The organism is Actinomadura sp. ATCC 39365 (assembly GCF_054392275.1).
Genome location: NZ_CP184335.1, coordinates 5,177,421 through 5,203,074, shown reverse-complemented (window position 1 = coordinate 5,203,074; position 25,654 = coordinate 5,177,421). Strand labels below are relative to the sequence as shown.

General features: G+C 71.0%; 25 protein-coding genes and 1 pseudogene. 12 read left to right on the top strand and 14 right to left on the bottom strand.

The genetic code is table 11. The features are described 5' to 3' along the window. Positions 1-23 precede the first annotated feature (23 nt). Positions 24-614: a hypothetical protein gene (locus ACNF49_RS25605; protein ID WP_357981897.1), complete on the bottom strand. Its 591-nt coding sequence runs from the start codon at positions 612-614 to the stop codon at positions 24-26. 496 nt (positions 615-1,110) lie between these two features. Here ACNF49_RS25605 and ACNF49_RS25600 point away from each other — a divergent pair, with 496 nt between their 5' ends. After that, positions 1,111-2,199 carry an SGNH/GDSL hydrolase family protein gene (locus ACNF49_RS25600; protein ID WP_482945246.1) on the top strand — a complete coding sequence of 363 codons (1,089 nt, stop codon included), beginning with the start codon at positions 1,111-1,113 and terminating at the stop codon, positions 2,197-2,199. Between the two features lie 389 nt (positions 2,200-2,588). Next, positions 2,589-2,996, top strand: coding sequence for a VOC family protein (locus ACNF49_RS25595; RefSeq protein ID WP_482945245.1), 408 nt, complete (start codon positions 2,589-2,591; stop codon positions 2,994-2,996). Positions 2,997-3,111: 115 nt separating this feature from the next. On the opposite strand, the gene ACNF49_RS25590 is transcribed toward ACNF49_RS25595, so the two are convergent. Then, entirely contained in the window at positions 3,112-3,639 is a 528-nt protein-coding gene (locus ACNF49_RS25590) for a MarR family winged helix-turn-helix transcriptional regulator (protein ID WP_482945244.1), read from the bottom strand. Positions 3,640-3,733: 94 nt separating this feature from the next. On the opposite strand from ACNF49_RS25590, the gene ACNF49_RS25585 reads away from it, so the two are divergent. Continuing rightward, positions 3,734-4,375, top strand: coding sequence for an FMN-dependent NADH-azoreductase (locus ACNF49_RS25585; RefSeq protein WP_482945243.1), 642 nt, complete (start codon positions 3,734-3,736; stop codon positions 4,373-4,375). 204 nt (positions 4,376-4,579) lie between these two features. On the opposite strand, the gene ACNF49_RS25580 is transcribed toward ACNF49_RS25585, so the two are convergent. Beyond that, positions 4,580-5,452 (bottom strand): alpha/beta hydrolase, encoded by an 873-nt coding sequence (locus ACNF49_RS25580; RefSeq protein WP_482945242.1) that lies wholly within the window; start codon positions 5,450-5,452, stop codon positions 4,580-4,582. A 507-nt stretch (positions 5,453-5,959) separates the two neighbouring features. On the opposite strand from ACNF49_RS25580, the gene ACNF49_RS25575 reads away from it, so the two are divergent. From ACNF49_RS25575 to ACNF49_RS25560, 4 genes are all read left to right on the top strand, one after another. Next, positions 5,960-6,205: a hypothetical protein gene (locus tag ACNF49_RS25575; protein WP_482945241.1), complete on the top strand. Its 246-nt coding sequence runs from the start codon at positions 5,960-5,962 to the stop codon at positions 6,203-6,205. 72 nt (positions 6,206-6,277) lie between these two features. After that, a complete protein-coding gene (locus tag ACNF49_RS25570) occupies positions 6,278-7,207 on the top strand; it encodes an alpha/beta hydrolase (protein ID WP_482945240.1) in 930 nt (309 codons plus the stop codon). 33 nt (positions 7,208-7,240) lie between these two features. Continuing rightward, positions 7,241-7,696: a GbsR/MarR family transcriptional regulator gene (locus ACNF49_RS25565; protein ID WP_357981921.1), complete on the top strand. Its 456-nt coding sequence runs from the start codon at positions 7,241-7,243 to the stop codon at positions 7,694-7,696. Positions 7,697-7,705: 9 nt separating this feature from the next. After that, entirely contained in the window at positions 7,706-8,518 is an 813-nt protein-coding gene (locus ACNF49_RS25560; RefSeq protein WP_482945239.1) for a class I SAM-dependent methyltransferase, read from the top strand. On the opposite strand, the pseudogene ACNF49_RS25555 reads toward ACNF49_RS25560, so the two are convergent. From ACNF49_RS25555 to ACNF49_RS25545, 3 genes and pseudogenes are all read right to left on the bottom strand, one after another. Next, a pseudogene (locus tag ACNF49_RS25555) lies at positions 8,506-9,707 on the bottom strand (NAD(P)/FAD-dependent oxidoreductase). The gene ACNF49_RS25560 and the pseudogene ACNF49_RS25555 sit on opposite strands and share 13 nt — an antisense overlap. Before the next feature lie 23 nt (positions 9,708-9,730). Then, on the bottom strand, positions 9,731-9,928 hold the full coding sequence (locus tag ACNF49_RS25550; protein ID WP_357981930.1) for a ferredoxin: 198 nt from the start codon (positions 9,926-9,928) through the stop codon (positions 9,731-9,733). Positions 9,929-9,949: 21 nt separating this feature from the next. Continuing rightward, positions 9,950-11,164 carry a cytochrome P450 gene (locus tag ACNF49_RS25545; protein WP_482945238.1) on the bottom strand — a complete coding sequence of 405 codons (1,215 nt, stop codon included), beginning with the start codon at positions 11,162-11,164 and terminating at the stop codon, positions 9,950-9,952. 421 nt (positions 11,165-11,585) lie between these two features. On the opposite strand from ACNF49_RS25545, the gene ACNF49_RS25540 reads away from it, so the two are divergent. Next, positions 11,586-12,227: a mycothiol-dependent nitroreductase Rv2466c family protein gene (locus tag ACNF49_RS25540; protein ID WP_357981935.1), complete on the top strand. Its 642-nt coding sequence runs from the start codon at positions 11,586-11,588 to the stop codon at positions 12,225-12,227. 36 nt (positions 12,228-12,263) lie between these two features. Here ACNF49_RS25540 and ACNF49_RS25535 read toward each other — a convergent pair whose 3' ends face one another. Then, complete coding sequence (locus ACNF49_RS25535) at positions 12,264-12,812, bottom strand: NUDIX hydrolase (RefSeq protein ID WP_482945237.1); 549 nt, start codon at positions 12,810-12,812, stop codon at positions 12,264-12,266. Between the two features lie 271 nt (positions 12,813-13,083). Next, positions 13,084-14,295, bottom strand: a complete 1,212-nt coding sequence (locus ACNF49_RS25530; RefSeq protein WP_482945236.1) for a cytochrome P450 family protein — start codon at positions 14,293-14,295, stop codon at positions 13,084-13,086. Between the two features lie 194 nt (positions 14,296-14,489). On the opposite strand from ACNF49_RS25530, the gene ACNF49_RS25525 reads away from it, so the two are divergent. Together ACNF49_RS25525 and ACNF49_RS25520 are read left to right on the top strand one after the other, a co-directional pair. Further along, the gene (locus ACNF49_RS25525) at positions 14,490-15,131 is read left to right on the top strand and encodes a histidine phosphatase family protein (RefSeq protein ID WP_482945235.1); all 642 of its coding nucleotides are present in this window, start codon (positions 14,490-14,492) and stop codon (positions 15,129-15,131) included. A 72-nt stretch (positions 15,132-15,203) separates the two neighbouring features. Continuing rightward, the gene (locus ACNF49_RS25520) at positions 15,204-15,425 is read left to right on the top strand and encodes a hypothetical protein (protein WP_482945234.1); all 222 of its coding nucleotides are present in this window, start codon (positions 15,204-15,206) and stop codon (positions 15,423-15,425) included. Positions 15,426-15,523: 98 nt separating this feature from the next. Here ACNF49_RS25520 and ACNF49_RS25515 read toward each other — a convergent pair whose 3' ends face one another. From ACNF49_RS25515 to ACNF49_RS25495, 5 genes are all read right to left on the bottom strand, one after another. Then, entirely contained in the window at positions 15,524-16,954 is a 1,431-nt protein-coding gene (locus ACNF49_RS25515) for an FAD-binding protein (RefSeq protein WP_498702993.1), read from the bottom strand. A 169-nt stretch (positions 16,955-17,123) separates the two neighbouring features. Further along, complete coding sequence (locus ACNF49_RS25510) at positions 17,124-18,143, bottom strand: zinc-binding dehydrogenase (protein ID WP_482945232.1); 1,020 nt, start codon at positions 18,141-18,143, stop codon at positions 17,124-17,126. A 74-nt stretch (positions 18,144-18,217) separates the two neighbouring features. After that, complete coding sequence (locus ACNF49_RS25505; RefSeq protein WP_482945231.1) at positions 18,218-18,835, bottom strand: polysaccharide deacetylase family protein; 618 nt, start codon at positions 18,833-18,835, stop codon at positions 18,218-18,220. Between the two features lie 284 nt (positions 18,836-19,119). Continuing rightward, the gene (locus ACNF49_RS25500) at positions 19,120-20,331 is read right to left on the bottom strand and encodes a cytochrome P450 (protein ID WP_482945230.1); all 1,212 of its coding nucleotides are present in this window, start codon (positions 20,329-20,331) and stop codon (positions 19,120-19,122) included. After that, on the bottom strand, positions 20,328-21,320 hold the full coding sequence (locus ACNF49_RS25495) for a methyltransferase (RefSeq protein ID WP_482945229.1): 993 nt from the start codon (positions 21,318-21,320) through the stop codon (positions 20,328-20,330). Before ACNF49_RS25495 ends, ACNF49_RS25500 begins: the two co-directional genes overlap by 4 nt. A 153-nt stretch (positions 21,321-21,473) precedes the next feature. Between ACNF49_RS25495 and ACNF49_RS25490 the strand changes: the two genes are divergently transcribed. Beyond that, positions 21,474-23,015, top strand: a complete 1,542-nt coding sequence (locus ACNF49_RS25490) for a 4-hydroxyphenylacetate 3-hydroxylase family protein (RefSeq protein WP_357981981.1) — start codon at positions 21,474-21,476, stop codon at positions 23,013-23,015. A gap of 41 nt (positions 23,016-23,056) precedes the next feature. Then, entirely contained in the window at positions 23,057-24,211 is a 1,155-nt protein-coding gene (locus ACNF49_RS25485; protein ID WP_482945228.1) for an epoxide hydrolase family protein, read from the top strand. Between the two features lie 63 nt (positions 24,212-24,274). Here the strand turns inward: ACNF49_RS25485 and ACNF49_RS25480 are convergent, their stop codons facing one another. Next, entirely contained in the window at positions 24,275-25,654 is a 1,380-nt protein-coding gene (locus ACNF49_RS25480) for an FAD-dependent oxidoreductase (RefSeq protein ID WP_482945585.1), read from the bottom strand.

Here is a 25,654-nt window from a genome sequence, read left to right as displayed (position 1 = left end):
CGGGGGCTCGCGGCGGTGCTCGTTCAGGCGGAGGGGGTCGCCCTCACGTAGCTGACCTCGACGTTCAGGTACGTTCCGACGCCGTAGTCATGGCCGCGGATGGCCAGGAGGTTGCAGCGCTCCAGGTGTCTGGCGGGGATGACGACGTTGATCGCGCCCGCGGCACAGCCACCGCTCCTGACGCTCTGGACGAGGCGGCCGTTGAAGTAGACCCGGGCATCGTTGTCGATCGTTCCTTGGATGCGGACCAGTCGTGCGTCGCGCGGGATATGCACCCAGTGGCGTACCAGGATGTCGGTGTTCACCGCCCAGGACGTCTTGACGTTGGTGGAATTGTTCCAGGCGCAGATGCCGTTGGTGGTGCCGAAGCCTTCTTGTCCGCTCGACCAGTCACTGTCGTCGAAGTTCGGGTCGTAGAAACGCGGGGCGTTGGCCGCAGGCGGCACCTGGAGGTATTTCCAGTCGGTGCTGTTGTAGCCGAGTACGGTGACGACGTTCTGCCGCATTCCGGCCTGGGAGACTGACGCCGATGCCGGTGCGGGCAGGGCCACGGTGGCCAGCAGCGAGCCGGCCGCGAGGCCGGCGGGAAGGAAACGCAGCAGTTTCTTGAACATGGCGATCTTCCTCCGTCGATTGTGCGAAATGTCGGTCCTGCAGCCGCCGAAAAGGACATGTCTATCCATGTCGCAATTCTGCCGCCTAACATCCCGGCCGGAATGGGTAAATCGAATCATAATTTCATCACGCACGAACAGGCTAGGCAATGGCAAAGAAAGACCGACAAGAGGCGGGCTCATTTATCAGCAAAAAGGAATTTTCCGATATGCCGATTATGAGCGCCCCCTCTCAACCGGAGCCGAGAAACATCGACACAGTTGGCGATCTGGGCGCACACCTCCCCCATCGCCATCGGGGCCGAGCCGGCCTTCACCGCGACCTGTTGGTACCTGACCAGCCGAGTACTGCGGCTGCGCACTCCCCCTGCCACCCCTGCTCGTCCGCGTGAGGGCGGTCTTACCTCCACGTCACATCGCAGTCAGTAGTCATACAACTACAGTGCGTGACGGGATGGCACGTACCAGTCCCCCTTTCCCCCGGAAGGACGTACGCATGACACGTACCCTGCGCACTATGGCCCTGGCCGCGGCGATCCTCGCCTCGGCACTGCCGATCACCGCGACCGCCGCCCCGGCCAGCGCCGAGCGCAGCCGAGCCGCACAACCACTGAACTGGGTAGCGCTAGGAGACTCCTACAGCGCGGATGTGATGGTCCCGCCCTGGGACGCTCCCGCCGACAGCGACGGGTGTGGCCGTTCCGGGTACAGCTGGGAGGCGATGCTGGCCCGGGACCTCAACGCGGCGCACCCCGGCTGGGTGAACAGGACGGACGTGACGTGCGGTGGGGCCACGGTCGCGCGAGGGGTTCTCGGGCCCCAGCCGGCGGGCGTGCTCTTCGGCCCACCCGCCAACGGCAAGGACCACGGCGGCTGGACCACCAAGCCGCCGCAGATCGACGCGCTCGACGCCGGCACCGACGTCGTCACTGTCGGCATCGGCGGCAACGACTTCGGCTTCGGGGAGATCCTGAACAACTGCCTGGCCATCGGAGCCGAGCAGACCCTGCCCGTCAAGTACTGCAAGACCTACTACGAGTCCGAGGAAGGGCAGCACTGGCTCAACGAGCGCTGGCAGATCGTCGAGGACAGCCTGCAGGCCCTTCTGGCGGACATCCACTCCAGGGCGCCTGAGGCGAAGGTGTTCCTGCTCGGCTACCCCGCCATCGTGCCTTCCGCGTTCGGCTGCTCCTACGGCAACTTCCATCAGCTCGGCACGATCCGGCTGCACAACGACGCACCGTACCTCGACTCCCTGCAGCAGCAGCTGAACCAGAAGATCTCAGACGCGGCCGGCGAGAATCAGGCCACGTATGTCGACACCTACACCTCGAGTGAAGGGCACGGCGTGTGCGCCCATGGCACTGACCGCTGGATGTACGGCGTCTTCTCGAATCTGGTCATGCCGCCCGGAGTGGACAAGCCGGCCGACCCGGCGCAGTACCAGTGCGCGGCCCGCGACCAGGTACCCGCGCTGCTCCCCAAGGGTGAGGCCTGCACCTTCGTCCACCCCAACTACTACGGCGCGCTCAACCAGCGCAACGAAGCCGAAGCCGCGTTCCAGGCCGCCGGCCTGACCCCGTAGGCGACCGGCCTGTGTCAGGGCCATGACCTGCGACGTCGTCTGTCCTCGCGGCCCCTGGAGAACCGCTCCGGGGGCCGCTTGCATGCGCCGGCGGTCTGCCCATAGGGCCCGACAGGTCGTCGTTCTCCAGCGCCCGACACAGCGTCGACCGGCCGGCTGCGCTGCCGCCGCAGTAGAACCACCGGAAGCAACCGGGGACAGCTCCACGGCAATACACGACGCAGGATGTCGTGATTCGTTGGGAGGCTTGACGCAGCGGGTCCAGGCGCGCGAGCGGTTCCCGCGGGGCCCGAACCTCGGCGGTCGAACGCTGCCAGGTTCGGACAACCATCGGTGACCGTTGCCGCAGTGCTGGCCGTTCGCCGTTCACTCACACCGAGGAGCATCAGATGGGATCCCAGCTCAACCCGTGCCTCGCTTTCGACGGGAACGCGCGACAGGCGATGGAGTTCTACCGCGACGTCTTGGGCGGCGAGCTGGAGATGGGCACGTACGCCGAGTTCGGCTCGCCGGACGCACCCGCCGACAAAATCATGCACGCCACGCTCCGCACCCCGGACGGCTACACGCTGATGGGTTGGGACGTCCGGGAAGAGATGCCCCACACCCCGGGCGACAACGTCGCGGTCTTCCTCGGCGGCGACGACGCCCGGCTCCGCGGCTACTTCGAGAGACTGTCCGTCGGCGGCACTGTGACGTTGCCCCTGGACAAGCAGTCATGGGGGGACGAGGCCGGCTCGCTCGTGGACCAGTTCGGGATCACCTGGATGGTCAACATCACCCGCCGGCAGCCCTGATCGACCACAGCAGCAGCCGGACCGGCTCGCCCGTGCTCCGGAGACCCGATCCGCACTTCGGCGCGCTGCTCGGTGGGATCTCGATGCTGCGCGGCGGTCCCCCGCGCCTGCCGGATCAGCAGTCACCGCTCTCCGGGCATGTCTCGGGCGCCTCCGCCATGGTGACGGCGGTGATCGCCCGGGCGGCGTCGCCGAGTGCGGCGAGCTGCTCGGGCGTCAGCGCGTCGACCACGAGTCGACGCGCCTCTCGGACGTGACCAGGGGCGATCTCCTCGATCTTGGCGAAGCCGGCGTCGGTGAGCCGTGCCTCCGTGTGGCGGCCACCGCGGTTGGGCAAGCTGTGCCGCTCGACCCAGCCAGCCCGCTCGAGCCGGGTGACCGCATGGGAGATCCGCGAGAGCGACCCCTGCGCCAATGCGGCCAGGTTGCTGAGCACCAGCGTGCGGTTGGGCGCCTCGGAGAGAGCCGCGAGCACGTGGTACTCGAAGCTGTTGACGCCGGCGTCGCGCTTGAGCTGGGCGTCCAGTGCGGGCGGCAGGGTCATGATCAGCGCGACCAGCGCACGCCAGTCGCGCTGCTGCTCGGGCGACAGCCATGGCGCGTGGTGCTCGGAGGCGGTTTCACGGGGGGGCTCGGTGCTCACAGATCAACTCTACCAGGCGATTTGAATATTCAAGTGGTTCGACATACTGTCAACTTGAACATTCAACTAGCACTCACCCGTCAGGGAGATCCCCATGTCCGTGCTCCGTGTCGACGCCACCATCCAAGGCGACCGCTCCGCCAGCAGCGCACTCGCCGACCTCGTCCTCGACGAGCTCGTGGCGGCCCGCCCTGGGGTGCCGGTGGTACGGCGTCACCTCGGTCAGGAGCCGCTGCCGGCACACGTCTGGGAGGCCGCGATCTCCAGCCGTCACATCCCGGAGGAGGGCCGCACCGCCGCGCAGCGCGAGGCACTCGCCACAGCGGAGCGGCTCGCCGCTGAGCTCCAGCAGGCGACGAGCGCCGTGCTCGCGATGCCGCTCTACAACTTCGGCGTCTCGCAGCACGCGAAGACCTGGATCGACCTCGCGATCGCCGGGGCGCCTCAGGGCGTCCGCCTGCTCGAGAGCACGCCGACCGTCCTGGTCACCACTCGCGGCGGCGCCTACGGCCCCGGCACCCCGCGCGCGGGCTGGGACCACAACATCGACTACCTGCGCCGGATCCTCGTCGACATCTGGGGCGCCGACCTCACGGTGGTCGAGCGCGAGTTCACGCTCGTCGGCGTGAACCCCGCCCTGGACGAGTTCACCGAGATGGCGGCGATCATGCACAAGACCGCCGAGGAGGCGGCAGGCGAGGCCGGACGAGCACTCGCCGCCCGGTACGCCGCCTGACCTACGAGCGCTGCGCATCACTCGCCGTCAGCGACCAGGTTCTCCGCCAGATCAAGAACATGCCTGCCGAGGCCACTGACCGCTGAGGCCGCGCGACCGCCCCCCGCACCACCATGTCCGCCGTCCCGGCTGAGGCGCAGCCACCTCTGCGGGAGTGGCAGAGCTCGAAGGCGAAGGGGACGGCCGGCCGTCCCCGGCCTTTTGCTAGATCGCGGCCTTGTCCAGGATGGCGGCGACCTCATCGGCCCTGAACAGGAACCCCACATGTGACGTGTCCAGCGTGTGCACGTCGTACGGGTTGCCGGGTGTCAGGGCGTCCGCTTCGGCGATCAGCCTGTCCTGCATGGCCACCGGCAGGGATCGGTCGCCGGCCAGGCGGATGTAGGTGCGGGCGATGGTGCCCCAGGTGGCGGCGTCGACGCGGGCGTCGGCCGTCATCACCGCGATCGACTCGTCCGGCTGCAGGATGTTGAGGAAGGCACGGAACTGCTCGTCGCTGACGTCCGCCATGGTGGCGGCCTTGAGCGCGTCGAGCAGTTCCGCGTCCGCGGTGCGGTAATTGGCCCGGCCGACGCCGAGCCGGGCGGGATCGCCGACGTTGAACGCGGCCAGCGGCCCCGTCAGGTTGCCGGCGAACTCGGGCTCCTGCATGTACTCGATCGGGTTGGCGCGCACCACGCACGACCAGGCGGAGATGTAGACGAGCCGATCCACCAGGTCAGGGATGGCGTTGCCCACACCGCTGATGGTCAGGCCGCCGAGGCTGGCCGCCACCAGCACCACGGGCCCGTGCTCGGCCACGCGCCGGACCACGTCGACGACCGCGTCCACGTTGTCCTGGAGGGTGACGTCGGCCAGCGTGGACGGCTCGGCCGCCCACGCCTCGAGGTCCTGGGGCGCCTGGTAGGCGAGCGGGTACTGCGCGTCGAGGCCATGGCCCGGCAGATCGACGGCGTAGCTGCGGTGGCCGAGCAACGCCAGCTCGCGCTGGACGGGAGCCCACATGAAAGAGCTGCTGCCGGAGCCGTGGACCAGCACGAACGTGGGCGACGACGAGTGGTTGGAGTTGGATCGCATGAAGAACAGTCCGTTTCGTTCGAAGGCATGGCGAACATGCCCGCGTCGCGGGGAACGACGTGCGGCTGCCGGGTGAGAACGCGGCAGATCAAGCCGTGAGAATGAAGCCGGCGATCGGCTGCGGGCGTAACCCATGTGGTGCGCGGCTTGTGCCCCAGCACCTGTCTGCGGGATCGAACTGCGCTGGTCGCTGAACGACCGGCGGGCAGACCACTTCAGCTGTTACGAAGACGGATGAACTTCTCGATCATGTCTGAGAGCGTATCAGCGGTCGGTGCCGCAGCCTGGCCCGTTGCCCCATTCCGGCGGGCCAGGAGAGCCCAGGCGGAAAGGTCAGGAGCAGTCCAGCAGGAGGTAGTTCACGAGCGCGTTCTGAGCCGTGACCGTCGTCCCCGACCCCATGTAGTCATTGTCCTGGAGTCCCCCGCTCGGAGACGGCGGCCACTTCGCCGACGTCCGGTTCCTTGGGGAGACACCGACGGGCCGGGGCCGGCGCGGGCGATCATCGTGCATCTGCCCACATCCGAGCTGCCCCTGCCGTCCGGCAAGGTCGACGCGCTCATGGCCCAAGCGAGGCCCGCGGGCGGCGGCTTCGGCGCGATCCTCGCCGGCCACCTCAAGACGCTGGTGCGCGAGGCGCAGTCCATGTCCTTGCCTGAGGTGAAGCGCCTCGGCGCCACCACACTGGCCTGGCGGCACGAGGCCCTGACCCGCGCGACGTCAGCCGCGGACGACGGCCACACACGTCGATGACGCCGAATGCGTTGAAGTTGCTAGTTATTTCAGTCATGATTGAAATAACTAGCCGCTACTAGGGAGCGAGCCATGGAACACGTGACCTTCAACAGCCTCGGCACCCGCTGCGCGGGCGATCTCTACCTGCCAGAGACGAGTGACCCGGTCCCCGGGCTGGTGCTCGGGCACAGCGGGGTGATGGTCAAGGAGGCGCTGGCGTTCTTCGCGCCGCACTTCGTCGAGGCCGGCTTCGCGGTGCTGGCCATCGACTACCGCACGGTCGGTTCCAGCGAGGGCGAGCTGCGCGGCCTGGATCACCCGGAGCGGCAGGTGGAGGACTTCCGCAGCGCCGTGTCCTACCTGCGGACCCGTCCCGAGGTGCAGCCGGAGCGGATCGGGGTGTGGGGGGTGAGCATCGGCGGCTCGGTGGCGGCCCAGGCCGCCGTGCTCGATCGGCGCATCAAGTGCGTCGTGGTGCAGAGCCCCAGCGTGTGGGACGGATGGCGGTACACCGAACGCCTCCTGGGCCGCGCCGGCGTTCACGCGCTGCGCGACCGGCTGCAGCAGGACTGGCAGCGGCGCCACGAAGGCGAGCCGAGCGCTCGCGTGCCGCACCTGACGCTGGAGGGCGACAGCGTGAAGGACGCTCCGGACATCTCGACCCGCCTGTTTCCCGCCTACCGCAACGAGAAGACCCTCGACTCGGCCGAGCACCTGCTCACCTTCGCCCCGGAGAACCTCATCCACCGGCTCGCGCCGACGCCGCTGCTGATGATCGCCAACGGCGGGTGGGACCCGTACCACATGCTCGAAGAGGTGCAGAGCGCCTTCGCCAAGGCGGGCGAGCCCAAGCGGCTCGCGGTGCTGCCGTACGACGTGCTCGGCCTCTACACCGGGCCCGGCCTGCGGGAGGCGATGGCGCTCGCCATCGACTGGTTCGACCTCTACCTGCGCAGGACCCCGCTCGCGGGCCGCACCCCGGCGCCCACCTATGAGTCGGTGGCCGCCATGACACAGTGAACCGGCACACGATCACCAAGGGAGGACGCGACGATGAGCGCTGAGGAACAGCAGGACCGGCTGCTTCGATGGGTGGAGCGGGTGTCCGCCTTCTGCGTCGAGGAGTGGGGGCTGCCGCCCATCACCGGACGCATCCTCGGCTGGCTCATGATCTGCGACCCGGCCGAGCAGTCCGCCGGCCAGATCGCCGAGGCCATCCAGGCCAGCCGGGCCTCGCTCACCTCGAACATGCGCTTTCTCACCGCCATCGACCTGGTCAAGAAGGTGAGAAGGCCCGGGGATCGCACCTCCTACTACCGCATCGAGGACGACGCCTGGCAGAAGGTCATCCAGCGCAAGCTCGACAGCCTGAGCGCGTTCGGCGAGATCGCCGACGAAGGGCTCGACCTCGCGGGCGGCGAGGGGCAGCGCACCGAGCGCATCAAGGCCGCCCACGACTCCCTGACATGGCTGCAGAACCTCGCGGCCCACCATCCGCTACGCCATTGAGGAATCTCCATGCACCGCTGGAAACCCGAGCTGGGGCTGATCCAGGAAACGCTGCTGCTCACTCTCCACGCCAGGGCCCTGGACGCCGGGCTCTCCCATCCGATCCTCGGCGACACGCTCTCCGCCGACCTGGCCGGCACCATCGACTACGACTTCGGCAGGCTGAAGGTCAAGCCCGGCCTCGTCCTCACCACGGCACTGCGCGCCAGGAAGCTCGACGACGTCGTCCGCGCCTACGTCGGCGCACACCCCGGATGCGTGGTGCTCGACCTGGGCTGCGGGCTGGACACCAGGATGTCCCGTTGTGATCCGCCGCCGGGCGTCGACTGGTACGACGTCGACTTCCCCGAAGTGGTGAACCTGCGGTCCGAACGCCTGCCCGGCCGTTCCCACCTGGTCGGAGCCGACCTCACCGGCTCCGACTGGCTCTCGGCCATCCCCGGCGACCGGCCGGCGATGATCGTCGCCGAGGGGCTGCTCCCCTTCATGCCCGGCGACTCCTTCCAGGCGATGACCCGCGCGCTGACCGGCCATTTCCCCTCGGGCGAGCTCGCGCTCAACGGCTACACCCGCTTCGCCGCCCGGGCCATGAAGTACCACCCGACCATCAAGGCACTCGGCATCAAGGCCGCCCAGGGCTTCGACGACGCGCACGAACCCGAGTCGTGGCACGCCGGCCTCGAACTGATCGAGGAGCAGATCCTCACCCGCGCTCCGGAAGTGGCCCGATTCCCGCAACCCCTAAGGGCGCTGACCCGTCTCACCGCCCGCAGCACGACCTTGTCCCGGCAAGGGGCACGCGTTCTCCGCTACCGGTTCTGAGCCTGGGCCGGAGACGTCCGCGAGTGCGCCCGCGCCGCCGGGGCCTGGCGCCACGGGGTCCGCTCGGCGACGTGACGGCGGAGCTCCCGTGCCTGCCGGGGCAGGTTCCAGGTCATGGCGCCGATGACGTGGCCGTCCCTGCCGTACAGGCCGGCGAACCGGCCGGTGGCGGGGTCCCCGGCGACGACCCGGAACCGGGCGTCGCCGCCTGTGACGCCGTGGACCTGGATCTTCACGTCGTACTGGTCGGTCCAGAAGTAGGGCACGGGGGCGAAGGGGGTCTCGCCGCCGAGGAGCGTCCGGGCTGCGGCCGTGCCCTGCTCGGTGGCGTTCAGCCGGTGTTCGACGCGCAGGCGGCCGAAGCGGGGGTGCCACCAGGAGGCCACGTCGCCGGCGGCGACCACGCCGGGAGCGGCCCGGCACCGGTGGTCGCACTTGACGCCGTCCTCCACGTCCAGGCCGCTGCCGGTCAGCCAGCCGGTCGCCGGGGCCGAGCCGACGGCCACGAGCACCAGGTCGGCCGGGACGTGCGCGCCGCCGTCCAGATCGACCCCGGTCACCTGGCCGTCGTGGCCGGTCAGGCCGGTGACCAGGGTGCCGGGACGCAGCTGGACGCCGTGCCCGGCGTGCAGGCCGGCCAGCAGCCGCGCCACCCGGTCGCCGAGCCGGTCGATCAGCGGCGCGGGGCGCGGATCGACCAGGGTGACGTCCAGGCCGAGCTGCCGGGCGACGGCGGCGACCTCCGTACCGAGGAAGCCCGCGCCGACGACGACCACCGACCGGGCGGCGCGCAGCCCTCCCGCAGGGCGAGGGCGTCGTCGAGGGTGCGCAGCACGTGCACGCCGCCGAGTTCGTGCCCTGACGGCAGCCGGCGCGGGACGACGCCGGTGGCGATCACCAGCCCGTCGTAGGGCAGGACGCCGCCGTCGGACAGGGCGAGTTCGCGCGCGCCGGTGTCGAGGGCGGTGGCGGCGACGCCAAGCCGCCAGTCGGCCCCCAGCGCGACACGGCCCTCATGGCGGCGCAGCGTCACGCGGTCGGGCGCCCACCTGCCGAGCAGGATCTGCTTGGACAGCGGCGGCCGGTCGTAGGGCTCCCGCCGCTCGGCGCCGACCAGGGTCAGCGAGCCGGTGAATCCGTCGCGGCGCAGGGCCTCGGCGGCGGTCAGGCCCGCCGCCGAGGCGCCCACGACCACGATCCGGGAGGGCCGGCTCACGACGCGCTGAGCGTGATCGCGCGGGCCGGGCAGATCCGGGCGGCCTCGCCGACGCCCTCGCGCAGCCCCGGTTCCGGGCTGTCCCGCAGCAGGACGACGATGCCGTCCTCGTCGCGCTGATCGAACACGTCGGGACAGAGGAGGACACACTGCCCCGAGCCGGTGCAGGCGTCCTGATCCACGGTGACCTTCATGTGCTTGACTCCTTCGCTCGATCACCAGGTGACGGGCAGTTCGCGGACGCCGTAGAAGACGGCCTGCTGTTTGAACGCCAGCTCCGCCGGCGGCACGGCCGCCGCCAGCGTGGGGACGCGCCGGTGGAGCGTGCCGTGGACGACCTGCAGCTCCACCCGGGCCAGCGACTGCCCCAGGCACTGGTGGGCGCCGAACCCGAAGGCGACGTGGTGGCGCACCTCGCGGCGGACGTCGAGGACGCCGGGGTCCGGGAAGGCCGACGGATCCCGGTTGGCGGTGCTCTTCACGACGACGATGCCCTCGCCCGCGCGGATCATCGTGCCGCCGACCTCCAGGTCCTCGCGGGCGACGCGGCGGGCCTCGGTGTGGGTGATGGACAGGTAGCGCAGGAGTTCCTCGACGGCGTTGGCCACCAGCGCCGGGTCGCCGTCGCGCACCGCCGCGAGCTGGTCGGGGTGCGCCAGCAGCGCGGCCGTGCCGAGCGCGATCATGTTGGCGGTGGTGTCGTGCCCGGCCACCAGCAGGAGCTGGCCCATCGTGGAGATCTCGGTCAGGGTCATCGCGCCCGTCCGGTACTGCTCCACGGCCAGCCTGCTGAGGACGTCGTCACCCGGCTCGTCGCTCTTCGCCTGCACCAGCGCCTCCAGGTAGTCGTTCAGCTCCTCGGCGGCGGCCAGGGCCCGCGCGGGGTCGCCTTCGTCCATGACGAGCTCGGCCGCCGCCCGCTGGAAGAAGGCCCGGTCCGCGTAGGGCACGCCGAGCAGTTCGCAGATCACCAGCGAGGGGACCGGCAGCGCGACCGCCCGCACCAGGTCGGCCGGATTGGGACCGGCGAGCAGGTCGTCGATGAGGTCGTCGACGATCCGCTGGATCCTGGGCCGCAGCGCCTCCATCTTCCTGATCATGAAGTCGGCGGTCAGCAGGCGCCGGTGTGCGGTGTGCTCGGGGGCGTCCATCTGCATCAGCGTCTTCATCCGCGCGTCGCGTGCCTTGCTCACCGCGTTGGTGTGCGGGAAGCCGGGCTCGGCCACGTCGACGCTGACGCGCGGATCGGCGAGCACCGCGCGGACGTCGTCGTAGCGGGTGACCAGCCAGGGAGTGGTGCCGTCCCACAGACGGACGCGTGAGACGGGCGCTTCCGCGCTGCGGCGGGTCAGCTCGGGCGCCGGGTCGAACGGGCGGGCCGCCGCGCGGGGCATCGGGAACGTCACCGGATCCGGCAGGGCATCGGTCATGATCTCTCCTCACCTCGGTCGTGTGGTCCGCGCAGGGGCGATGACGGCCGCCCGGCGGGAACCGTCGTGGTCCGCAGCGCTCATACGTCAAGGCTGTCGTTGAACCAGCCCCGGAGACTTCCGCCCGGAAGCGCCGGAAGGGCGGGCGGAAAGCCTCAAGCGGCGGTGGAACCTGGGCGGACGGTCCATCGGGGTGTGTCGGTGGTCGGGAACAGCCGCCGGCAGTACTTGCCGGCGGCTCAGCACGCCGTGACCGAAGCCGGCGTGATATACAACCAGGGCGAACGCCGGCCCGCATCGACCTTCTGGACACCATCCCGATGGCCGAGCACCTCATCCTCAGCCTGCCCCGCCACCTACTCGACACGTTGCCGGCGCACTTCGCCCTCTGCGAGATCGGTCCGAGAGGAAGGAAGGCATCATGACGATCACGAAAGAGTCGGAGCTCGTCGAGGTCCCGTTCTGGTTCGATCCGCTGTGCCCATGGGCGTGGGTCACCTCACGCTGGCTGCTGGAGGTCGAGAAGGTCCGGCCGGTGCACGCCGACTGGCGGCTCATGTCGCTGGCCCACCTGAACCTCGTCCAGCGTGGGGGTGAGGGGATGAGCGAGGACTACCGGAACCAGATGGAGAAGGCCTGGGGGCCGGTCCGGGTCTGCGCGGCCGCCGCCGAGCACGCCGGCCGTGAAGTCCTCGGCCCGCTGTACACCGCCATCGGCACCCGGTTCCACAACCAGAAACGTCGCGATGACCCCACAGTCGTGCCCGAAGCCCTCACAGAGCTGGGCCTGCCCGCCGCGTTGGCGGCGGCCGCCGACAGCGAGGAGTTCGACCAGCTCATCAGGGACTCCCACGATGAGGCCTTCAACGAGGTGGGGCTCGATGTCGGGACTCCCGTTCTGCGCATCGGCGGCATGGCCCTGTTCGGCCCGGTGATCAGGCAGGCGCCCCGTGGCGAAGCAGCCGGCCGGCTCTGGGACGGCCTGGTCCTGGTCGCCGGGACGGAGGACTTCTTCGAGCTCAAGCGGAGCCGGGGGCGGAGCGTCAGACCGTCCTTCGACTGAGGGACGCCGCAGCCGGCCGGACGCGGTTGACGGGTTCTAACCGCGGGCCGGTACGGCTCGCGCGATGCGCGAGCCGACCAGGCGTTCGGCCTCGTCGAGCGGATACCAGCCCGCATCCGTCACCTCGGACTTCTGGATCGGCCCCATGTCCGCGTGCGTCACGAACGCGTACCCGATGTCGAGGTGATGGTGCGCCGGCTCGCCCTTCTGCGGTCGGGCCGGAACGCGGGCGTACTCGATGTAGACGGGGCTCTGCGACGCCGGCATGACCTGCGCGGGGTCGATCCCGGTCTCCTCCGCCAGCTCGCGCACCGCTGCGTCGATCAGCGAGGCGTCGGCCGCCTCCAGATGGCCGCCGGGCTGCAACAGGATCCCGTAGGCGCGGTGCTCGACAAGCAGGACCTCGGTGCCGTCGCGGACCAGCAGCGCGCCGGCGGTCACATGCATCACGAAATTCCGCCGCGAGGCGAAATCCCGGCCCTCGGACAGCAGGCGGAGCGGCTCGGACAGCAGCGCGGCCTCGCCCGGGAAGCGCGAGAGGTGGTCCCGGACGGCGCTCGATATGTCCGCGTCAGTGATCGCCACAGGTCACTCCCGCGCCTGACCGACGGCGCAGCTCCTGGTGACCGACCGCCGAGACGGGATGAGCGATGGACACCGGCACAGTCTGCTCCTTGACCGAGAGGAGGCTTCGCACCGTACAGGTGCGACCGGTCGGCGCACGCCCGCCACGCCGAACGGACAGGGCAGGCAACTCGCCGGTCCGTCCCGAGTCCGGCTCGCCGGCTGCGCGACGGTTGTCGCCGGTGCGGCGGGCGCGTTCAGAGTTCACGACGCGCGCCGTCTGCGCACGACACTAGGTGCCACGCGTCACGGGCAGTCGCAGCACGTCGGTGCCGATGAAGGAGGGGATCGGCTGGAGATCCGCCGGGCCGGCGGCCAGCCGCAGATCGGGAAAACGGTCGAACAGTGCGGGCAGCGCGATGCGCGCCTCCAGCCGGGCCAGCGGCGCGCCCAGGCAATAGTGCATGCCGTGGCCGAAGGCCAGGTGCGCCCGGTCGCGCCGGTCGATGTCGAAGCGGTCAGGCTCGGCATTGACGGCAGGGTCACGCCCGTGAGCGCCGAAGCAGATGAGGATGAGGTCTCCGGCCCGGATGGTGGTCTGCCCGTCCAAGGGGATGTCCGCGGTGGCGTAGCGCATCGGCAGATGCATGACGGGCGGGTGCAGACGCAGACTCTCCTCGATGACGTCGTCCCAGCGTGCGGGATCGCGGCGGACGACGGCGAGCTGCTCGGGGTGGCTGAGCATCGCGATGACGGCGTGGTCGAGCAGGGACACCGTGGTCTCGCTGCCCGCGCCGATCATCAGGAGCAGCGTGCTGACGAGCTCGTCGTCGCTGAGCTGGTCGAGTCCGCTGTCCCTGGCGGCGATCAGCCGGCTGGTCAGGTCGTCGCCGGGCTGAGCTCGCTTGGCCTCGACGAGGCGGTGCATCGAGGCGATCATTTCCTGCTGGACGCGGATCGCCTGCTCGGCTGACAGGCTGGTGTCCAGCACGGCGTCGATGGCGGCCAGCATGGCGGGCCGCTGATCCAGCGGCACCCCGAACAGGTCGCAGATGACCTGGGTGGGGATCTTGTAGGAGTAGCGTGCTCGCAGGTCCAGCACGTCTCCCGGGGCAGCGGTGCTCAGGTCGTCCAGCAACGTGGTGACGATGGCGGTGATCGGCTGCTGCATCGCCTCCACGCGGCGGGGTGTGAACGCCTTGCCGACCAGGTTCCTCAACCGCTGGTGGTCGGGGTCGTCGGCGGTGAACATGCTCCGCACGTCGACCCAGGCGGTGAGCCAGCCGATCGCGTAGGGGCGGTAGCCGGGCCAGGACTTGCGCGCGTCCTTGGAGACGTGGGGGTTCGTCAGCAGGTGCTTGACGACATCCCCGTCGGTCACCGACCAGGCGGTGAGGTCGCCGGGCAGCTGGACGGGCACGGCCGGTCCGGCGGCGCGTAAGGAGTCGGCCTGCTCATGGATGCGGTGTCCGCTGCTGTCGAGAATCACGGCTGTGGGAGTCACGCATGCCTCCTGTCTGTTTCAGACTCCACAACGTGTCGACGATCGTTTCAAGGGTCCCGGGGTGATGTGTGCCAGCCCCTGCCCTCGGCACGCCAAGAAGGCAGGGCATGCCGGGGAACCTCGACCCCCTGCTGCCCTCGTGAACAACTCTTAAGATCACTCAGGAACAGCCCCCGAACAGGAAGACTTCACACATGCGCACCATCTACGCCGTCACCCATCCCGAGGCGACGCACCACGTCGAGAGGGTGGTCGGTGGCTGGCATGATTCACAGCTGACGCCGGCCGGCCTCCGCGCGGCGGCCTCCATCGCCCAGGCGCTGCGGGCCCGGATCCCGGACGGCGCCGACGTGGAGCTGTTCTCCTCGGATCTGCGGCGCACCCGGCAGACGGCCGAGAAGGTCGCCGAAGTGTTCGGCGTGAAACCCGTCCTGGACCGCAGACTGCGGGAGAAATCCTACGGAGAGGCAGGGGGAAGGCCACAGGAGTGGCTGGACCGGCGGTTCGTTCCGCCGCCGGCTGTCGGGGAGCGGTTGGAGCACGACGAGGGCGTGGAGGGCGCCGAGACCAAGGCGGCGTTGGCGCAGCGCGTCTACGCGGCGATGGACGAGATCTTGCAGCGTCCCTGCGAACACCAGATCATCGTGACCCACGGCGGCTCCCTGACATGCGTCGTGACGTCCTGGATCAAGATGCCGATCGCGGCGGTCGGCTACGCCAGCTTCCGGGTGCCATCGGGCAGCATCACCACGCTGCGCGAAGACGACTTCTTCCACAACCGCACGGTCGTCAGCCTCGGCGACGCCCGTCATCTCGATTCCACCGAAGCCGGCTGACCTCCTCGGGGCATAGATCAGCCCACAGTCGCGGACGGCAAGGAGCAGGCTCCCACCGCCCACCCCTTCTCGGTGCTGAGGAAACTCGGCACCTCGCCCCCTCCGACCGGCCCGCATGAGTGCGCGACCGCGACCACACGCTGCGACGGCGACATCGAGGTCCCCCTTGACCGGAAGAACCCCTCCTCCGACCGCATCTCCGTGGCCTTCACCTTCCTCCCCGCCAAGGACGCCGACGGCACGGTGGCGGCCAACCGCGGCGGGCCGATGGCGGCCGACGCACCCACAAGGTGACGCTCTCCTGGACGGCGTTCTCCACTCAGCGATCCGTATCCGGCACCGTCGACGGCATCCCCTTCGCGTAGGCCCAGCGCCACGGCCGGACGCGGGCTTCACGGACCCGGAGGGAAGACGCCCTGGCCCGGGGTGAGGATTCCGTCGGGGTCGTAGCGTTCACGCGCCGCCTCGAAGGCAGCCCACGCGGGGCCGTAGTGGGTGCGCCACTCCTCAGGCGTGGTGGGTATGGAGCCGACCGGGTACTGGTAGCCCCCCACGGCCTGGGCGCGCAGGTAGAGGGAACGGTTGGCCGCCACCATGTCCTGCGGGTCCTCGGCTCCGTACGAGGCGGTTCTGAGCAGGGTGAAGAGGAAGACCGTCTCCTCGTCGGGCACGCGCAGCAAGGGCAGGTGCAGGCGGTCGCGGGGGAAGGGATAGAGCAGGAGCACGCCGCTGGCGCCGACCTCGGTCTCGGTCAGGTCCTTGACGACGGCCTCCACGAAGGCGTCGGTGCGGCTCGCGGGCAGGAACATGTTCCACCACGGGTGCGGGCGGTACCACTCGCCCGTGGACTTCAGCTCGGCGACGCCCGGGGCGAGCCGGTTGAGGAAGTCGAAGTAGGACATGTCCTGGATCTGCCGGTCGCCGGGCTGGTCGCCCAGCCCGGCGAGCAGCCTGGCGTCGTCGGGCGGGGTGGTGCCGTCGAAGAAGGCGACCGCTTCGAGCTGGTAACTCCAGCCGGCGGAGCCGGTCGGCAGTTCGAGCTCTCCCTCCACGTAGGCGAAGCGGCCGTCGTCGACCACGCGCCGCTGGTCGGCGGTCAGCGCGGCGACGCTCGGGTAGGTGAGCAGGTAGTGGCGGACCGTCGCGGGGGCGGGCAGCAGGCGCACGGTGGCCCTGGTGATGATGCCGCACTGTCCTCTTCCCGCCAGCACCGCGCGGAAGAGGTCGGGGCGCAGCCGCGCGGAACACCTCCTCAGGGCGGCCTCCCCCGTGACGACCTCCAGCTCCACGACGCCGTCCGCCTGGGATCCGTAGTGGTGGGTCTGGCCGCCGAGACCGCCCACCGAGAGCGTGCCGCCGACCGAGAGCTCCAGGTAGTCGGTGAAGACCGGAGGGGTCAGGCCGTGGGCCAGGGTCGCCTGCGCCAGGCCGCTCCAGAGCGCGCCCGCCTCCACGACGGCCGTGTCCTCCCGCACCTCGATCGCGTTGAGCGGGCTCATGTCGATGATCAGGCCGCCCGCGACCTGGCCCTGGCCGAAGGTGGCGTGTCCCTGGCCGCGCGCGGCCACCTGCAGGTCGTGCGTGCGGCAGTACTTCATCATCAGCATGATGTCCGACACTGCGCCGGGCTCCAGAACGGCCCCTGGGGTCCGATGGACCAGGTGCCCGAAATCGTCGGCCGCCTGGCCGCGCGAGGCGGGATCGGTCACCACCTTGCCCTTCAGCGGCGGCAGGTCGACCATCCCCTGAGACCGGGCGGCGTCGGTGACCCACGTGCGCGTGGACGGGTCGAAGCCGACCACGGCCGCCCCCGCCGTGACCAACGCTCGTCTCCACGAATGCCACGTCATACCCGACCCCCTCGTAGCGCGGTCACGTCGCGTCGATAATCGCCGACGGCACTCGGCGGCGCTACCTGAACGAATCCGGATGACAGCCATAAAAGGGTTACCAAGGCCGTTCGGGCTCGACGGGCCGAGCAGGGGCTGGCGGTCACCGCTCCCCCTCCGTGCCGGTCCAGTCGAAACAGAGCGCTCCGGCCGGTGCGCCGCCGTCCCGCAGGCGTGCGTAGACGGACGCCGCGTCCATGGGGGACACCTGTTCGGAGATCATTCCGGCGGTCCGGAACGTGCCGGAGGCGAGGCGGCGGAAGTACAACCCGGTCACCGCGTCGCGGTTGAGCGGGCCGGCTGACGGGTCGTCGGAGACGAGGTCGGCGTGCGCCCCGAGGATGGTCAGCGAGTCGCTGACCACGCCGGGGCCGAGCATCTGCCGGGACGGCGTGGGCGTGTCGCCGAGAAGGACGACCCGGCCCAGCGGGCGGGCCAGCCGTACCGCCTGGGAGAGCACGGCGGGGTTGCCGGTGACGTCGAAGACCACCTCGGCGAGCCGGCCGCCGGTCAGGTCGGCGACGGCGGCGCGGGCGTCGGCCGCGGTGGCCTCGATCAGGTCGCTCGCGCCGCTCGTCCGCGCCAGGTCGAGGCGCCTGGCATCGGTGTCGACGGCGACGACGCGGGAGGCCCCATGCGCGACCGCGTACTGGACGACCAGCTGACCCACCGGGCCGAGTCCCAGGACCACGACGGTCTCGCCCAGGGTGATCGCGGCTCGGGCGGTGCCCGCCGCCGCGGTGACGACGAGGGGCACCCACACCGCCTCCTCGGCCGTCACGCCGCCGGGCAGCAGCCGGACGTCGCGCTCGGCGAGCGTGACCAGTTCCTGGTGGGGCGCGTAGCTTTGCACGCGGTCGCCGGGCCGCAACCTCGTGGCGCCTTCGCCGACCGCCTCCACGATCCCGGCCATGCTGTACCCGGGCCGGAACGGGTAACGCACCCACTCCTCCCAGTTGGTGCCCGGGTCGAACTCGCCGCGCAGACAGGCCAGCTCGGTGCCGGGGCTGATCAGCGACAGCGTGGTGCGGCACAGCACCTCGCCGAAGCCCGGAGGAGCGACGTCCTCGCGGGCCACTCGCACCTCGCCCGCTCTCGGGAACTCCACGAACAACGACCTCATTGATCCCTCCCAAGGTGTACGGTCCGGCCGCGGGCCGTGCTCCGGTTTGCGGCCCCGATGGCGCGGTGGGCGGTTCAGACCAGTTCGTCCATACGGACGAAGCGGGCACCGGCCGCGCGCAGACCGTCGATGACCAGCGGCAGGGCACGGCCGGTGGCCTTGGTCCATGGATGGAGCAGCACCACGGCGCCGTCGCCGTGCGCGGTGGCCTCCTCGATGACCAGGCGGGCGACGCTCGGCCCAGTGGCCTTGCCGCGCCAGTCGAACGGGTCCACGTGCCAGCTCGTCTCCTGGTAGCCGAGCCGGTCCAGCGCGGACCGGATCGCCGGATCCTCGCTGCCGTCGCCGAACGGGCAGCGGAACCAGGGACGCGGGTCGTGGCCGGTGGCGCGCCGGATGGCGCGTTCGGCGAGCTGGACGTCCCGGTCGAAGGCCTTGGGCGACAGCCAGGTCATCGGCGCGTGGTGATGGGAGTGGTTGCCGATCAGGTGACCACCGGCGGCCAGGTCCTCGGCCAGCGAGGGGTTCGCCTGGGCCCAGCGCCCTTGGACGAACATGGTCCCCACGGCAGGAACCTGCTCTCCGCCCCGGTCAGCCAGGTGACCGCGCCGGACGAACGCCCGTACCGCGAGCAGGACCAGGATCGGGGGCGCCAGGAAGTACAGGCCCCAGCCCGCCTGCGCGCTCACCATCTCCGGCGGCCCCCCACGCGCCCATGCACCCCGGTCCGTACGCCCGCGTGCCGGCCGGCCAGGGCCAGGGCGAGCAGCGGCGCGCCGCCGAAGTCGAAGATCAGGAGTTCCCAGAGCGGGAGGCCCTGGATCAGGGTGTGGATCCGGACAGCGGCGACCGGATCAGGTCGTGGAGGCCGGGAGCGAGTGCGGTGAGCGTGGCCGCACCCCATGAAGCCCATGATCGTCGGGACACGGGAGGGAACACTGGAGGAGCGGTCCGACAGGGAGGAAGAGCCTGGCGGTCAGGAGGTGGTGACGAGGAAGCGGTGGAGGCCGCGGCCCACCCAGCGGTCGCGATGGTCCGGCGGCTCGGCCGCGGACAGCGCCGGGAAACGCCGCAGGAGCAGCGGCAGCGCGATGCGGGCCTCCATGCGCGACAGCGGCGCCCCCAGGCAGAAGTGCGGCCCGGCGCCGAAGCTGAGCGGCTGGACGTCCGGCCGGTCCGGGTCGAAGCGGGCCGGGTCGGGGAAGCGGCGCGGGTCCCGGTTGCCGGCGGCGAGCATGAGGACGACCTTCGTCCCGCCCGGCACCGAGACGCCGGAGATGTCGGTCGCCGTCTCGGCCCACCGGCTGGTCGCCTGGACGGGCGCCTCGAACCGCAGGACCTCCTCCACGTACGCGGTGGCGAACCCCGGCTCCTCGCGCAGCCGCGCCGCCTGGCCCGGATGCTCGAACGCCAGCCGCAGCCCGTGCCCGAGCAGGAAGCTCGTCGTCTCGAACCCGGCGGTCAGCAGCAGCATGAGGTTGCCGACCAGCTCGTCGTGGCTGAGCCGGGTGCCGTCGTCGTGGGCGCGTACGAGCGCGGTCAGCATGTCGTCGGCGGGGTGGCGGCGGCGGTCGTCGATCAGCTCGCCGAAGTAGCCGGCCAGCTCGTCCATGGCCTTGTCGGCGATGGACAGCCTGGAGACGTTGGTGATGCCCTCCAGGGCGATCGTCAGGTCCGAGGCGACCTGGCGGAACCATTTCTGGTCGTCCTCGGCCACGCCGATGAGCGCGCTGATGACGGCGATCGGCAGCCGGGAGGCGAACTCGGCGATGTAGTCGACGGGCGTGCCGCCGGCGCCGAGGTCGGCCAGCCGGTCCAGCAGCCGGTGGACCATCCGCTCGACCGACTCCTGCATCCCGGCCACGCGGGCGGGCGTGAAGCCGCTGCTGACCAGGCGCCGGGTCTGGGTGTGGCCGGGCGGGTTGCGGTACAGCATGGAATCGGTGTAGCCGCGCAGCGAGGAGTGCGAGCGCCAGGCGGGATAGATGTGGTCGTACCCGGCGGCGTCCTGGACGCGGAGGCGGTTGTCGCGCAGCGCGCGGTTGATCTCGGCGTAGCCGACGGCGACGGTGAGACCTGGGCGTACCGGGACGACCGGGCCGTGGGCGCGCAGCAGCTCGTACAGCGGGTAGGGGTCGCGGCGGCCCTCGGGGGCGACCAGGGCGGCGACGATCTCGGCGGGGGTCACGGGCGTGCCACCAGCCGGACGATCCGCAGCGCGCCCGCCGGGTGCACCGAGGCGACCTCCAGGCCGCAGCGATCGGCCAGGGCCCGCAGGTCGGCGACGGCGCGCTCGCGGCCGCCGTAGTAGACGAGCATGCGCAGGTCCATCCCGGTACGCGGCGACTCGCCGTCGGGGCCGAAGTCCTCCACCACGAAGACCGAGCCGCCCGGCCCGGCCGCCTCGGCGCAGCGGCCCAGGATGACGGCGGCGTCGTCGTCGCTCCAGTCGTGCAGGATCCACGACAGCAGGTAGCCGTCGGCGCCCGGCGGCAGCGGGTCGAAGAAGCTGCCCCCCACGGCCTCGCCGCGGCCGGACAGGCCGGCGGCCGCCAGCGCCGCGGCGGCGGCCCGCGCGGTGGCGGGCTGGTCGACGACCGTGCCGCGCAGGCCGGGGTAGGCGGTGAGCAGCGCGATGAGCAGGGATCCGTCGCCGCCGCCGACGTCGACGATCCGGCCGAGGCTCCCCCAGTCGAAGCCGGCCACGATGGCGGGGGCCCGGCCGGGGACCTCGGCGGCCATGCGCGCGTCGAACGCGGCGGCGCGGGCCGGGTCGGCGGCCAGGTCCGCCCAGAAGGAGCGGCCGAACTGGCGGGGGAAGGCCGCCTCGCCGGTGCGCACGCTGTGCAGCAGGTGGGCGAAGGCCAGCTCGGCCCGGCCCTCCCAGCTCTCGATGTCCAGCATGGCGCGCATCCCGGCCGGATGGTCGTCGCGCAGCTCCTCGCCGATGGCGGTCAGCGTGTATCTGCCGTCGTCGTCTCGGCCGAGCACTCCCCTGGCGGCCAGGTAGCGCATGAGGCGCTCCAGCACACCGGGGTCGGCGCCCACGGCGGGGGCGAGTTCGGCGCCGGTGGCCGGCGCCTTGGCGAGCCGGTCGGCGATCCTCAGCGTCGCTGCCACCCGGATCGCCATCGGGGTTCCGAGGTGGGCCAGCGCCCACAGGCGATGCTCCGTCACGCGGTCATCGTCACATCGGGGCGCGCGTACGGGCACCTTCCAGAATGCCGCCCGCGCCCACGCCGGCGGAACAGCGCACATCGCGAGATGGCCGCCGCGGGCCCGGGTGCCACGCTGAGGATGCACCGTGCTGCCTGCCCTGGGAGATGTCCGATGCCCGATGCCGCGCCGAAGACCCGCCCGCTCACGGGCAGCGAGTACGTCGAGAGCCTGCGTGACGATCGTGAGATCTACCTCTACGGTGACCGCGTCAAGGACGTCACCGAGCACCCGGCCTTCCACAACCCGGTGCGGATGACCGCCAGGCTCTACGACGCCCTCCACGCCGACGGCACCCGTGAGCTGCTGACCTGCCCCACCGACAGCGGCGGCGAGGGTTACACGCACCGCTTCTTCACCACCCCGCGCACGGTCGAGGACCTGGTCGCCGACCAGCGGGCCATCGCGACGTGGGCCAGGATGAGCTACGGCTGGATGGGCCGCAGCCCCGACTACAAGGCCTCCTTCCTCGGCACGCTCGGCGCCAATGCCGGCTTCTACGCGCCCTTCGACGGCAACGCCCGCCGCTGGTACCGCGAGTCGCAGGAGAAGGTGCTGTTCTGGAACCACGCGATCGTGCACCCGCCGGTCGACCGCAACCGGCCGCCGGACGAGGTCAACGACGTCTACGTGCACGTCGAGCGGGAGACCGACGCGGGGCTCGTGGTGAGCGGCGCGAAGGTGGTGGCGACCGGCTCGGCGCTGACGCACTACAACTTCATCGCCCACTACGGCCTGCCGGTCAAGAAGCGCGAGTTCGCGCTGGTGGCCACCGTGCCGATGGACGCGCAGGGCCTGAAGCTGATCTGCCGCCCGTCCTACGGCATGGCCGCGGCGCTGACCGGCGGCCCGTTCGACTACCCGCTCTCCTCCCGGCTGGACGAGAACGACAGCATCCTCGTCCTGGACAAGGTGCTCATCCCCTGGGAGAACGTGTTCATCTACGGCGACCTCGGCAAGGCGCAGCTGTTCACCGGCCAGTCGGGCTTCACCGAGCGGTTCACCTTCCACGGCTGCACCCGGCTGGCGGTCAAGCTGGAGTTCATCGCCGGACTGCTGGTCAGGGCGCTGGAGATCACCGGCACCAAGGACTTCCGCGGCGTGCAGACCCGGATCGGCGAGGTGCTGGCCTGGCGCAACCTGTTCTGGGCGCTGTCGGACGCCGCCGCCCGCAACCCGGTGGAGTGGCGCAACGGCGCCCTGCTGCCCAACCCGCAGTACGGCCTGGCCTACCGCTGGTTCATGCAGATCGGCTACCCGCGGATCAAGGAGATCATCCTTCAGGACGTGGCCAGCGGGCTCATCTACGTCAACTCCGGCGCGGCCGACTTCAAGAACCCCGACATCCGCCCGTACCTGGACAAATACCTGCGGGGCTCGGACGGCACCGACGCCGAGGGCCGCGTCAAGGTGATGAAGCTGCTGTGGGACGCGATCGGCTCGGAGTTCGGCGGCCGCCACGAGCTCTACGAGCGCAACTACGGCGGCAACCACGAGAACACCCGGGTCGAGCTGCTGTTCTCGCAGATGGCCGGCGGCCAGCTCGACGAGTACGCGGCCTTCGTCGACCGCTGCCTCGGCGAGTACGACCTGGACGGCTGGACGGTGCCCGACCTGTCCTCCTTCGAGGAGCTGCGGCGCACCGGCACCGGCTGACCTGCTCGACCCAACCCTGACAAGAGAAGGGCGGACCACCCATGCGTCCATTCCGCATCGACATCCCCGAGGCCGAGCTGGCCGACCTGCACCGCAGGATCGACGCCACCCGCTGGCCGGACGAGCTGCCCGGCACCGGCTGGGAGCGCGGCGTGCCGCTGGGCTACCTCAAGGAGCTGGCCGACCACTGGCGGCACGGCTTCGACTGGCGGGCGGCCGAGGCCGAGCTGAACCGGCACCCGCAGTTCGTGACCGAGATCGACGGCGCCGACGTGCACTTCCTGCACGTGCGCTCGCCGGAGCCGCAGGCCGTGCCGCTGCTGCTGACGCACGGCTGGCCGGGCTCGGTCGCCGAGTTCCTGGACGTGATCGGGCCGCTCACCGACCCGCGCGCGCACGGCGGCGACCCGGCCGACGCCTTCCACCTGGTCATCCCGTCGATCCCGGGGTTCGGGTTCTCGGGGCACACCAGGGAGGCGGGCTGGCATCCGTACCGGGTGGCGCTGGCGTGGGCCGAGCTGATGCGCCGGCTGGGCTACGACCGCTACCTGGCGCAGGGCGGCGACGCGGGCGCGGTGATCTCGCTGGAGCTGGCCAGGCTGGCCCCCGAGCACGTGATCGGCGCACACGTCAACATGCTGATGGCCTTCCCGTCGGGCGATCCGGCCGAGCTGGCCGGCCTGACGCCCGCCGAGCAGGGGCGGCTGGCCGGGCTGGCCCGGTTCGACGAGGAGCTGTCGGGCTACATGAAGCTGCAGTCCACCCGCCCGCAGACGCTGGCGTACGCGCTCACCGACTCGCCCGTGGGGCAGCTGGCCTGGATCGTGGAGAAGTTCCACGACTGGACGGACTCCGACAAGGCGCCCGAGGACGCCGTGGACCGGGACCGGATGCTGACCAACGTGTCGATCTACTGGCTGACCGCGACCGCCGGGTCGTCGGCGCGCTTCTACTACGAGGGCGCGGCGGGGCTGAAGATGGCCGCCGAGGGGCACCGGCCGCCGCCCATCACCGTGCCCGTGGGCGTGGCGGTCTTCCCCAGGGACATCTTCGTGCCGGTGCGCCGGCTGGCCGACCGGGACGTCCCGACGATCAGCCACTGGACCGAGTTCGAGCGGGGCGGCCACTTCGCCGCCATGGAGCAGCCGGAGCTGCTGGTGGGCGACGTCCGCGCGTTCGCCCGCTCGCTGAGGTAGCCGTACGGATGAAAGGGACGCCGGCGGGGATCCGCCGGCGTCCCTTTCGTCGTTCGGACGGGGTCAGGGCTTGAGCAGCGGCACCTGCGGGCGCTGCTCGGGGGCGGCGGCCGGCGCGGGGCCGGCGCCGCTCTGGCACAGGACCCGCAGCATGAGCGCGGGCCGCATGAGCGTCTGGGGCGGGTCCACGAGCCCGGCCACCCGCATGAACGCGGCCGTGACCGCGCCGTCGCGAGCCGCCGCGGCGTGCAGGCGCGCCATGTAGGCGTTGCCGATGCGCACCTTGGCGGTACGCCGCCCCTCCACCCCGGGGAAGGCGAGGTCGGCGCCGGCGGAGATGTCCCACGGGACGTCGATGACCCGCGAGATGTCCCTGAAGAAGGCCTGCCAGGGCGGCACGGCGCCCGCCTGGAGGTGCTCGCGCAGGATCATCGCCTCCATGGCGGCGACGGTCATGCCCTGGCCGTAGACGGGGTTGAAGCTGCACACGCCGTCGCCCAGCACCAGCAGGCCGTCGGGGAAGGCGGGCAGACGTTCGTAGCGGCGCCGCACGCTGGCCGGGAAGGTGAAGGTGACGCCCTCGTCGAGCGGTTCGGCGTCGCGGACGGCGTCGTAGACGTCGGGCACGGGCAGGGATTTGGCGAAGGCGAGGAAGCCCTCCAGGTCCGCCGGCGGGTGGTCGCCCAGGATGCCGGTGAGGGAGAGCATGCTCATGTCGCCGGGCAGCTTGGGGAAGAACGCGCCGCGCGGGTTCGCGGGCGAGGCGACGGGGTTGATCGACAGGTCCTCGCCGTACGGGTCGCGGCGCAGGCGGAAGTGGCGGGTGGTGTAGGCCAGGCCGATCTTGACGCGGTCCTCGTCCGGCCGGGGGAAGCCGAGCTCCTGGAGCCAGGCGGGGGTGCGCGAGCCGCGGCCCGTCGCGTCCACCAGCAGGTCGCAGGCCAGGTGCTGCTCGACGCCGTCCGTCCCGCGCACGCGGACGCCGGTGACCCGGTCGCGGGCCGGCGTCGCGGTCGGCCCGAGGATGTCGGTGCGCTCCAGGAAGCGCACGTTGGGCAGGGCCGCGACCCGGTTCCTGACCTGCTCCTCCAGGACGGGCCTGGTGGCCGAGACGCTGATCAGGCCGGTGGGGGCCGGGCGCAGCCGGCGGCCGTTGAAGTACCAGCGCAGGCTGGTGGCGAGGTCTCCGGCGGGCACCCCGTCGTCGATCATCTGCTGGGTGAGGCCGGGGAACAGCTCGTCCAGGATCTGCTGGCCGCGGGCCAGCAGGGCGTGGGCGTGGCAGCCGTGCGGCACGCCCCGGCGCGGGCCCGCCGCGCCGGTCAGCGTGTCCCGGTCCACCAGCAGGACCTCGGCGCAGTGCTCGGCGAGCACGCGCGCGGCCAGCAGCCCCGCCATGCCTCCGCCGAGCACCACCGCGCGCTGTGCGACGTGAGCGGCCAT

What these genes read in the sequence shown, in the direction of transcription:
- ACNF49_RS25605 (WP_357981897.1), bottom strand. Translation starts at nt 614, where the DNA reads ATGTTCAAGAAACTGCTGCGTTTCCTTCCCGCCGGCCTCGCGGCCGGC.
- ACNF49_RS25600 (WP_482945246.1), top strand. Translation starts at nt 1,111, where the DNA reads ATGACACGTACCCTGCGCACTATGGCCCTGGCCGCGGCGATCCTCGCC.
- ACNF49_RS25595 (WP_482945245.1), top strand. Translation starts at nt 2,589, where the DNA reads ATGGGATCCCAGCTCAACCCGTGCCTCGCTTTCGACGGGAACGCGCGA.
- ACNF49_RS25585 (WP_482945243.1), top strand. Translation starts at nt 3,734, where the DNA reads ATGTCCGTGCTCCGTGTCGACGCCACCATCCAAGGCGACCGCTCCGCC.
- ACNF49_RS25580 (WP_482945242.1), bottom strand. Translation starts at nt 5,452, where the DNA reads ATGCGATCCAACTCCAACCACTCGTCGTCGCCCACGTTCGTGCTGGTC.
- ACNF49_RS25570 (WP_482945240.1), top strand. Translation starts at nt 6,278, where the DNA reads ATGGAACACGTGACCTTCAACAGCCTCGGCACCCGCTGCGCGGGCGAT.
- ACNF49_RS25565 (WP_357981921.1), top strand. Translation starts at nt 7,241, where the DNA reads ATGAGCGCTGAGGAACAGCAGGACCGGCTGCTTCGATGGGTGGAGCGG.
- ACNF49_RS25560 (WP_482945239.1), top strand. Translation starts at nt 7,706, where the DNA reads ATGCACCGCTGGAAACCCGAGCTGGGGCTGATCCAGGAAACGCTGCTG.
- ACNF49_RS25550 (WP_357981930.1), bottom strand. Translation starts at nt 9,928, where the DNA reads ATGAAGGTCACCGTGGATCAGGACGCCTGCACCGGCTCGGGGCAGTGT.
- ACNF49_RS25545 (WP_482945238.1), bottom strand. Translation starts at nt 11,164, where the DNA reads ATGACCGATGCCCTGCCGGATCCGGTGACGTTCCCGATGCCCCGCGCG.
- ACNF49_RS25540 (WP_357981935.1), top strand. Translation starts at nt 11,586, where the DNA reads ATGACGATCACGAAAGAGTCGGAGCTCGTCGAGGTCCCGTTCTGGTTC.
- ACNF49_RS25525 (WP_482945235.1), top strand. Translation starts at nt 14,490, where the DNA reads ATGCGCACCATCTACGCCGTCACCCATCCCGAGGCGACGCACCACGTC.
- ACNF49_RS25510 (WP_482945232.1), bottom strand. Translation starts at nt 18,143, where the DNA reads ATGAGGTCGTTGTTCGTGGAGTTCCCGAGAGCGGGCGAGGTGCGAGTG.
- ACNF49_RS25505 (WP_482945231.1), bottom strand. Translation starts at nt 18,835, where the DNA reads ATGGTGAGCGCGCAGGCGGGCTGGGGCCTGTACTTCCTGGCGCCCCCG.
- ACNF49_RS25490 (WP_357981981.1), top strand. Translation starts at nt 21,474, where the DNA reads ATGCCCGATGCCGCGCCGAAGACCCGCCCGCTCACGGGCAGCGAGTAC.
- ACNF49_RS25485 (WP_482945228.1), top strand. Translation starts at nt 23,057, where the DNA reads ATGCGTCCATTCCGCATCGACATCCCCGAGGCCGAGCTGGCCGACCTG.
- ACNF49_RS25480 (WP_482945585.1), bottom strand. Translation starts at nt 25,654, where the DNA reads ATGGCCGCTCACGTCGCACAGCGCGCGGTGGTGCTCGGCGGAGGCATG.